The sequence below is a fragment of the Actinoplanes sp. NPDC048791 genome (assembly GCF_040650095.1).
Classification (GTDB): domain Bacteria; phylum Actinomycetota; class Actinomycetes; order Mycobacteriales; family Micromonosporaceae; genus Actinoplanes.
Genome location: NZ_JBEZGQ010000281.1, coordinates 1 through 9,013, shown reverse-complemented (window position 1 = coordinate 9,013; position 9,013 = coordinate 1). Strand labels below are relative to the sequence as shown.

The 9,013-nt window shown below is 71.4% G+C and carries 5 protein-coding genes and 1 pseudogene; 2 read left to right on the top strand and 4 right to left on the bottom strand.

The window, feature by feature from the left end:
- Both gltD and gltB read right to left on the bottom strand, forming a co-directional pair.
- A pseudogene (gene gltD, locus AB0C29_RS21050) lies at window positions 1-478 on the bottom strand (glutamate synthase); the annotation flags it as partial.
- Window positions 471-4,997 (bottom strand): glutamate synthase large subunit, encoded by a 4,527-nt coding sequence (gene gltB / locus AB0C29_RS21045; RefSeq protein WP_360822495.1) that lies wholly within the window; start codon window positions 4,995-4,997, stop codon window positions 471-473. The pseudogene gltD and the gene gltB, both read right to left, overlap by 8 nt.
- Before the next feature lie 285 nt (window positions 4,998-5,282).
- On the opposite strand from gltB, the gene AB0C29_RS21040 reads away from it, so the two are divergent.
- Window positions 5,283-6,155 (top strand): GNAT family N-acetyltransferase, encoded by an 873-nt coding sequence (locus AB0C29_RS21040; RefSeq protein ID WP_360822493.1) that lies wholly within the window; start codon window positions 5,283-5,285, stop codon window positions 6,153-6,155.
- A 43-nt stretch (window positions 6,156-6,198) separates the two neighbouring features.
- Here the strand turns inward: AB0C29_RS21040 and AB0C29_RS21035 are convergent, their stop codons facing one another.
- Complete coding sequence (locus tag AB0C29_RS21035) at window positions 6,199-6,873, bottom strand: SDR family NAD(P)-dependent oxidoreductase (RefSeq protein ID WP_360822491.1); 675 nt, start codon at window positions 6,871-6,873, stop codon at window positions 6,199-6,201.
- Between the two features lie 378 nt (window positions 6,874-7,251).
- Here AB0C29_RS21035 and AB0C29_RS21030 point away from each other — a divergent pair, with 378 nt between their 5' ends.
- Entirely contained in the window at window positions 7,252-7,938 is a 687-nt protein-coding gene (locus tag AB0C29_RS21030; RefSeq protein ID WP_360822489.1) for a helix-turn-helix domain-containing protein, read from the top strand.
- A 354-nt stretch (window positions 7,939-8,292) separates the two neighbouring features.
- On the opposite strand, the gene AB0C29_RS21025 is transcribed toward AB0C29_RS21030, so the two are convergent.
- A partial coding sequence (locus AB0C29_RS21025) for an FAD-dependent monooxygenase (protein WP_360822487.1) occupies window positions 8,293-9,013 on the bottom strand: 721 nt, incomplete at its 5' end.

The following is a 9,013-nucleotide window of genomic DNA, read 5'->3' as shown; positions in this document are numbered from 1 at the left end:
GCTGGGGGGCGGCGTGCCCGGCCGGGCGGTAACCGACGACGGCCACGCTGCGCCCGGACTGCGCCGGAGCCGGCTGCGGGCGCAGGCCGGTGGCGAACGCGTGGTTCGCGATCTCGACCTCGACCTGCTTGATCGTCACCGGGTCGTCGGCGATGCCCAGCACGCAGGCGGCCTCGCACGGCGCCGGGCAGAGCCGGCCGGTGAACTCCGGGAAGTTGTTCGTCGCGTGCAGGCTCTCCGCCGCCGCGTCCCAGGCATTGGTGCGGACCAGGTCGTTCCAGTCCGGGATGCGGTTGCCCAGCGGGCAGCCCTCGTGACAGAACGGGATACCGCAGTCCATGCACCGGGTGGCCTGGTCGCGGATGAGCTCCTCGCCCGCGGGCGGGTACACCTCGCGCCAGTCGCGGATGCGTACCGGCACCGGGCGGCGCTTGGGCAGCTGCCGTTCGTAGCGCAGGAAACCGTTGGGATCAGGCACGGGTAACCCCCATAACCGCCTCGTCGATGTTCCGACCGGCGGCTTCGGCGGTCTTGATCAGTTCCATCACGCGCTTGTAGTCGCGCGGCACCACCGCGGTGAACTCGCTCACCGCGGCCGGCCAGTCGGCGAGCAGGCGCTGCGCCACGGCGGAGCCCGTCTCGGCGAAGTGCTTGCGCACCAGGGTGTGCAGCTGTTCCTGCTCCTCGGCGTTGAGCGGAGTCAGGTCGACCAGCTCCGGGTTGACCCGGCCCGGGTCGAGGCGGTGCACGAACGCGGTGCCGCCGCTCATGCCCGCGGCGAAGTTGCGCCCGACCGTGCCGAGCACCACCACGGTGCCGCCGGTCATGTACTCACAGCCGTGGTCTCCGACGCCCTCGACGACCGCCGCGGCGCCGGAGTTGCGGACCGCGAAGCGCTCACCCGCGCGTCCCCGCAGGAACACCTCACCGCCGGTGGCGCCGTACAGGATGGTGTTGCCGGCAATGATGTTCTCCTCCGCGACGAACGGCGCGGTCTCGGCCGGGCGCACGATCACCCGGCCGCCGGAGAGGCCCTTCGCGACGTAGTCGTTGGTGTCGCCGATCAGCCGCAGGGTGACCCCGCGCGGCAGGAAGGCGCCGAACGACTGCCCGCCGGTGCCGCGCAGGGTGAAGTGGATCGTGTCGTCGGGCAGGCCGTTGCCGCCGTAGCGGCGGGTGACCTCACCGCCGAGCATCGCGCCGACGCTGCGGTGGTCGTTGCGCACGGCCACCTCGGCGCGGACCTCGGTGCCCTCGGCCAGGGCCGGGGCGGCCAGCGCGATGAGCTCGTTGTCGAGCGCCTTCTCCAGCCCGTGGTCCTGGGCGACGACGCCGCGGCGGGCCGCACCCTCGGGCAGCTCCGGCACGAACAGCACCGGGGCCAGGTCCAGGCCCTTGGCCTTCCAGTGCGACACGGCCGGGGCCACGTCGAGGATCTCGGCGTGCCCGATGGCCTCGTCGATGGTGCGGAAGCCCAGCTCGGCCAGGTAGCCGCGGACCTCCTCGGCGAGGAACAGGAAGAAGTTCTCCACGAACTCGGGCTTGCCGGTGAACCGCTCGCGCAGCACCGGGTTCTGCGTGGCGATGCCGACCGGGCAGGTGTCCAGGTGGCAGACCCGCATCATGATGCAGCCGGAGACGATCAGCGGCGCGGTCGCGAAGCCGAACTCCTCCGCGCCGAGCAGCGCCGCGATGATCACGTCGCGGCCGGTCTTGAGCTGACCGTCGACCTGCACGGTGACCCGGTCGCGCAGCTTGTTGAGCAGCAGCGTCTGCTGGGCCTCGGCCAGGCCGAGCTCCCACGGCGAGCCGGCGTGCTTGAGCGAGTTGAGCGGGGACGCGCCGGTGCCGCCGTCGTGGCCGGAGATCAGGATCACGTCGGCCTTGAGCTTGGCCACGCCCGCGGCGACGGTGCCGACCCCGATCTCGGAGACCAGCTTCACGTGTACGCGCGAAGCCGGGTTGACGTTCTTGAGGTCGTGGACGAGCTGGGCCAGGTCCTCGATGGAGTAGATGTCGTGGTGCGGCGGCGGCGAGATCAGCCCGACGCCCGGGGTGGCGTGCCGGGTCTTGGCGATCCACGGCCACACCTTGTTACCGGGCAGCTGGCCACCCTCGCCCGGCTTCGCGCCCTGCGCCATCTTGATCTGCAGGTCGTCGGCGTTGACGAGGTATTCGCTGGTCACGCCGAATCGGCCGGAGGCGATCTGCTTGACCGACGAGCGGCGCTCGGGGTCGTACAGGCGCTCGACGTCCTCGCCGCCCTCGCCGGTGTTGGACTTGCCGCCGAGGCGGTTCATCGCGATCGCGAGGGTCTCGTGCGACTCCGCCGAGATGGAGCCGTAGCTCATCGCGCCGGTGGCGAACCGCTTCACGATCTCGCTCGCCGGCTCGACCTCCTCCAGCGGGATCGCCTCGCGGTCCTTGAAACGGAACAGCCCGCGCAGCGAACCGGCCGCCTCGGCCAGGCCGTCGACCTTGGCCGTGTACTGCTTGAAGACGTCGTACTGCTTGCTGCGGGTGGCGTGCTGGAGCAGGAAGACCGTCTCCGGGTTGAACAGGTGGACCTCGCCCTCGCGGCGCCACTGGTACTCGCCGCCGACCTCGAGGCGGCGGTGGCTGCGCTCGGCCGGGTTCTTCGGGTACGCCTTCGCGTGCCGCGCCGCGACCTCCGCGTGGATCTCGGCCAGGCCGGAGCCGCCGATCCGCCCCGACGTGCCGGCGAAGTAGCGCTGCAGCAGCTTGTTGTCCAGGCCGACAGCCTCGAACACCTGCGCGCCGCAGTACGAGGACACAGTGGAGATGCCCATCTTGGACATGATCTTCAGGACGCCCTTGCCGAGCGCCTTGACGTAGTTGCCGACCGCCTTCTTCGAGTCCATCCCCGCGAGCGGGCCGGTGGCGATGAGGTCGTCGACGCTCTCGAACGCCAGGTACGGGTTGACCGCCGCGGCGCCGTACCCGATCAGCACGGCCGCGTGGTGCACCTCCCGGCAGTCGCCGCTCTCCACGACGAGCGCCACCTGCGTGCGGGTCTGCTCCCGCACCAGGTGCTGGTGCACCGCGGCGGTGAGCAGCAGCGACGGGATCGGGGCCAGGTCGGCGTTGGAGTCGCGGTCGGACAGCACCAGGATGCGCACGCCGTCCTCGATCGCCTCCGACACGTGCCGGCAGATCTGGGTCAGGCGCGCCTTGATGCCGGCCGCGCCGTCACGCAGCGGGTAGAGCCCGGAGACCCGGACCGCCTTGAAACCGGGCAGGTCGCCGTCCTCGTCGATGGAGAGCAGCTTGGCCAGGTCGTCGTTGTCGATGACCGGGTACGGCAGCACGATCTGCCGGCAGCTGGCCGGGCCCGGGTCGAGCAGGTTGCCCTCCGGCCCGATGGTCGTGGCCAGGCTGGTCACCAGCTCCTCGCGGATGGCGTCCAGCGGCGGGTTGGTGACCTGGGCGAACAGCTGATGGAAGTAGTCGAACAGCAGCCGCGGGCGGGTCGACAGCGGCGAGATCGGCGTGTCGGTGCCCATCGACCCCAGCGGCTCGGCCCCGGTCCGGGCCATCGGCGCGACCAGGATCTTCAGCTCCTCCTCGGAGTAGCCGAAGACCTGCTGGCGGCGCATGACCGAGTCGTGGGTGTAGATGACGTGCTCGCGGGCGGGCAGGTCGCGCAGGTCGATCAGCCCGGCGTGCAGCCACTCGTCGTAGGGCTCGGCGGCGGCCAGCTCGGCCTTGATCTCGTCGTCGTGCACGATCCGGCCGGCCTCGGTGTCGACCAGGAACATCCGGCCCGGCTGGAGCCGGCCCTTGGCGACCACGGTGGCCGGGTCGAGGTCGAGCACGCCGGCCTCGCTGCCCAGCACGACCAGCCCGTCGCTGGTGTGCCACCAGCGGCCGGGCCGCAGGCCGTTGCGGTCGAGCACGGCGCCGATGATGCTGCCGTCGGTGAACGCCACGCTGGCCGGGCCGTCCCACGGCTCCATCAGGCTGGCGTGGAAGCGGTAGAAGGCGCGCCGGGCCGGGTCCATGGCCGGGTCGTTCTCCCAGGCCTCCGGGATCATCATCAGCACGGCGTGCGGCAGGCTGCGCCCGGACAGGTGCAGCAGCTCCAGCACGGCGTCGAAGTTCGCCGAGTCGGACGCCTCGGGCGTGCAGACCGGGAACAGCCGCTTGATGTTGCCGGGCACGGTCGGCGAGGCGAGCAGCGCCTCGCGGGCGGCCATCCAGTTCCGGTTGCCGCGGATGGTGTTGATCTCACCGTTGTGCGCGATGAACCTGTACGGGTGGGCGAGCGGCCACGACGGGAACGTGTTGGTGGAGAACCGCGAGTGCACCAGCGCGATGGCGCTGTCCACACGCTCGTCGGTCAGGTCCGGGAAGAACGCGGGCAGCTGGTCGGGCGTCAGCATGCCCTTGTAGGTGATGGTGCGCGCCGACAGCGACGGGAAGTACGCCGCGACGCCGCGCTGCGAACTCTCCCGCTCGGCCTGCTTGCGGATGCAGAACGCGACCCGGTCCAGCTCGAGACCGGACAGCGGCTCGCCGGCCGGGCCGGACCTGCCGCCGGTGAGCCGGTGCGCGGCGAGGAAGACCTGACGGATTCGCGGGCGGGCGGCCTCGGCGGTCTCACCGAGCCCGGACGGGTCCACGGGCACGTCCCGCCAGCCGAGGATGTCGCCCCCCTCGACGAGGGCGTACTTCTCGAAGACGGCGACGGAACGGGCGGCCTCGTCGGGGTCGTTGGGCAGGAAGACCAGGCCGGTCGCGTACGAACCGGCGGGCGGCAGCTCGAAATCCACCACGGAACGCAGGTACGCGTCCGGGACCTGGATCATGATGCCGGCACCGTCGCCGGTGTTGTACTCGGCGCCGCGGGCACCACGGTGATCGAGCCGGATCAGCGCCGAGAGGCCCTTCGCGACCACGTCGTGGGAGCGCCGGCCATACAGGTCGGCCACGAACGCCACACCGCACGCGTCATGCTCCTGAGCCGGGTCGTACAAGCCGCGGCTCTGGGCGTCGCTTCGGGCTTCCGCCGTGGTCTGGTCAAGCCCCTGGGGGTGCGGAAGAGCCACCGGGCCTCCGATCGTCACTGGTGTTTCCGTTCAAGGTCGGGACGACGTCGGCCCTGCAAAAGTCTCTAGAGTCTACGTTAGTCGTCACCGATCTCCGCCAGGTGCGGATGGATCACACTTTTGCCCCACCGAAATGTCCTCGGTGACGGTCCGGAGGGCGGTATGTCACTGCCGGGCGAGAGGCGCCGGCGGCTCAACGGGTAGTCTCGCGCGGTGGCGCTAGAGGATACCGACGTCTTCACCCGGCTGGAACGCTTCTACGATGCCGTACCCCGCGACGCCGCCGTCGCGGAGGAGATCGGTGGTTTCGTGCTCTTCGTCAACAACGGCAAGGGCTGGCCCTACTACGCCCGTCCCCGCCTGGGCGGCGCCGGCACGCCGTCCGCCGCTGATGTTACCGCCGTGCGGCAGCGGCAACGAGACCTCGGCGTGCCCGAGGCTTTCGAATGGGTGCACGAGACAACCCCGGACCTGCTGGCGGTGGCCCGCTCGGCCGGCCTCGACGTGCTGCTCGCACCACTGATGGTGCTGGAGAGCGCGGCGCTGGTGCCGGACCTCCCGCTGCCCGGCGCCACGATCCGCTTCCTCGACCCGGCGGCACCGACCTTCCCGGCGGACATCAGCACCAGCCGCGCGGTGGGCCGGCTCGGCTTCGGCGCGCCGGCCAACGCGACGACCGTGCAGACGGGGTCGCTGGTGGTGGAAGTCGCCGGCCCGGCCCAACGCGACGCGGTGCCGCCGCTGAACGAAGACGCGGTGGCGGAACTGGTACGCCGGCACTCGTCCGGGCGTTTCCTCAGCGCTGTGGTGGAGTCCCCGACCGAGGGAATCCTGGCCTGCGGATCGGTTCAGCGGGTGGGCGTGGTGGCCGAGGTCGCCGGGGTGGCGACTCTGCCGTCGGCCCGGCGCCGGGGGTACGCATCGCAGCTGACGGCCAGCCTTGCGCGGCGCACCTTGGTGGAGGGCAGCGAGCTTGTGTTCCTGTCCGCGGGTGACGACGACGTGGCGCGGTTGTATTCGAAGGTCGGATTCCGGCGTATCGGTACGGCTTGTATTGCGGAGCCGGCTGCTACTGCGGCTCTATAGGCGGCGGGCACTCCCGTCGCCTTACGGCAAGTGGAGCCCGAACTTATTGCTCGCTGGGGAAGAAGACCTTCTCGACCTGGTCGTGGTGGGAGTGCAGTTCCCAGTACAGCGGCGCGATCTCTTCCGGTGCGGTGGCGCCCAACTGGCGGCCGATCCACGCGCCGATCGCGACGTGGCCGACCTGTACTCCTCGGGGAGCAGCGGCGGCGTGCAGACCGTGGGCCCAGTTGCGCAGCCAGGCCGCGGCCGGGGCGACGTTGCCGAACATGTCATGACCCATCTCCGGGCGCACCGAGGAGGCGCCGGTGGTGAACAGGATCGTGCCCGAACCTCGGGCGAGCATCTCCGGGAGCACCTGGTTGACCGCCGCCACGGCGCCGTGCACGTAGAAGTCGAGCTGGACCTGCACGTTGTCGTAGGTCAACCCGGTGGAGGAAGCCATCGGCAGCGCCGGGTTGGACGGCGAGTACTCGAAGACGTCGATCTGCCCGAATCGCTGCTTGACCGCCGCGAGGCCGGAAACGATCGAGGGCCGGTCGCTCACGTCGGCGGCGAAAGCCGCCGCTTCGATGCCCTGGCCGGTCAGTTCGGCCACAACCGCCTCCAGGTTGGCCGGGGTACGCGACAGCAGTGCGACCTGGTGGCCCTGGCTCCCGAAGGTCCGGGCGATGGCGAGCCCCATTCCAGGGCCGGCGCCCATGATGGCGATGGTCGGCATGATTTCTCCTTCGATGACAACAGCGTTGTGGACAGGGCGGTGAACAGCTGGGTTCGGCCGGGGCCGAGTGCCGCTGGGAGTTGGCGAGGCGCAAGAGGTGCAAGCGCCCGGGAGCCGCGTGAGCCGACCCGGTTCCGGTCCCCGTGCGCACCTTGACCGTTCCCGATCCAGGCTGGTCGTGGGGCGCGGTGACGACCTGCCCACCTGGTGCACGTGCCGGTGCGGCAGCTCGCGCCGAGGATGGTCAGTTTCATCAATCTCCCGAGCCTGGTCCGAGCCGGATCGCGACACAACGGCAGAACCTGAGGTTGCCCTCATGTTGTGACCCCACCGTATCACGGAAGTCGAGGCATGCCTCAAGTTGGTAGGCTGTGCGGCATGCCCCCTGAACCCGCGCCGGCCACGGCCTCCGCCCCGGCCCGGCCGCTGCGCCGAGACGCCCGGCGCAACCGCGACTCGCTGCTGGCCGCCGCCCGGGCCGTGTTCGCCGAGCAGGGGATGCAGGCGTCGCTGGAGCAGGTCGCCAAGCGTGCCGGGGTGGCCATCGGCACGCTCTACAACCACTTCCCCGCCCGGTTGGACCTGGTGCAGGAGGTCTTCGCCGGCAAGCTCGCGATCTGGGTCGCCGCCGCCGAGCAGGCCCTGAGCATGGACGACGCGTGGGACGGGCTGTGCCTGTTCCTGGAGACCATGTGCGAACTTCAGGCCCGCGACCGGGGCTTCAACGACTTCGCCTCGATCCGGCTGCCGGAGAACGCCTGCCTGGCCGGCCAGCAGAGCCGCATCCACGACCTCGGCGTGCGCATCGTCGAACGGGCGCAGGAGCAGGGCAGCCTACGACCTGACCTGGTGCCCGAGGACCTCGCCTTCGTCATCTGGTCCCACAGCCGGATCATCGAGGCGACCGACGGGATCGCCCCGCACGCCTGGCGCCGCCATCTCTACCTGATGCTCGACGGCTTCCGCGCCGAACGCGCCCACCCGCTGCCCGAACCGCCCCTGACCTCCACACAGCTCTACCGCGCCATGCTGCGCCTCGGCGGCGCCGACAACGGCACCGACTGACCACCCGGAGCGCCGAGCCGGTCACCGTCATCCCGGACGAGGGTGTTCCCCAGGCGGCGTCCGGGTCGTCACACCCGGAGGCCGCGGGGCGCGGCGCCGCGCGGTCGCGCAGAGCCGACCGGCCAGGCACCAGTGGACTGCCGGGAAACTCCGCGCAGCGGCCGGCCACGCAGACCGCGCCAAGCCGCCGCAGGGCGGCCGCGCACAGCGCCGACGGTTGTGGACTCACGGCCTTCACCGCAACGGCCCCGCAACGTAGCCGCACACTCACCAGCAGAGCAGACCACCTCGTAGCCACACGCAGCGAGGAGGCCCACCGCAGCGCAGAACCTGGGAGCCAACCCCGGCGCGCGATTACTCCGGGGGCTGCCAGTCGGCCGTGAGGCCGTGGGCATGGCCGAGGATCCGAGGCCGCAACGACCCCAGCGCCGCGTTCCGCGCCCGCAGCGCCAGCCTCCCCCGGGCCTGCACGACCGCGGACATACGCCGGCTCTGGCGGACCACGCTGGTCGTGCGAGGCCGTCGCGCCCGGTCGTACTCCTCCACCGCCGCGCACAGTGCCGGACCCGGCTGCGTCTCCGCGACCAGGGCCCGCAGAGTGGCCGCGTCCTCGAAGGCCAGACAAGCACCCTGTCCCAAGTGATGCGGCATGGCGTGCGCAGCATCGCCCAGCAGCACCACGCCACCCGGTCCGGCCCGGAAGCCGTAGGCGCGCGGCAGTGGCCGCAGCTCGCGGACCTCCTGCGGCACCAGGTCTTCGGGACGGGTCGCCGCCAGTAGCGCTCCGACCGGCGCATGCCAGCCGGCGAACCAGCGCCGCAGCAGCTCCAGCTGGGTCGCGGGTGACTCCGGGCGTGGCGCCCCGGCCGCGGTGGCCACCCAGTAGACGCCGCCCCGGCCGGCTGCGCGGCCGCCCAGGGGCATCGAGACGAAGCGGTAGCCGGCGCCGAGGGTTTCGCCGCCGACGGCCTGGTCGGCCGGCAGGTCCGGTACGCGGTAGCCGGGGATGACCGCCTGCCACGCCGCGAAGCCGGAGCCCACGGCAGCGGCCTCGGGGGCCAGGGCGCGGCGGACC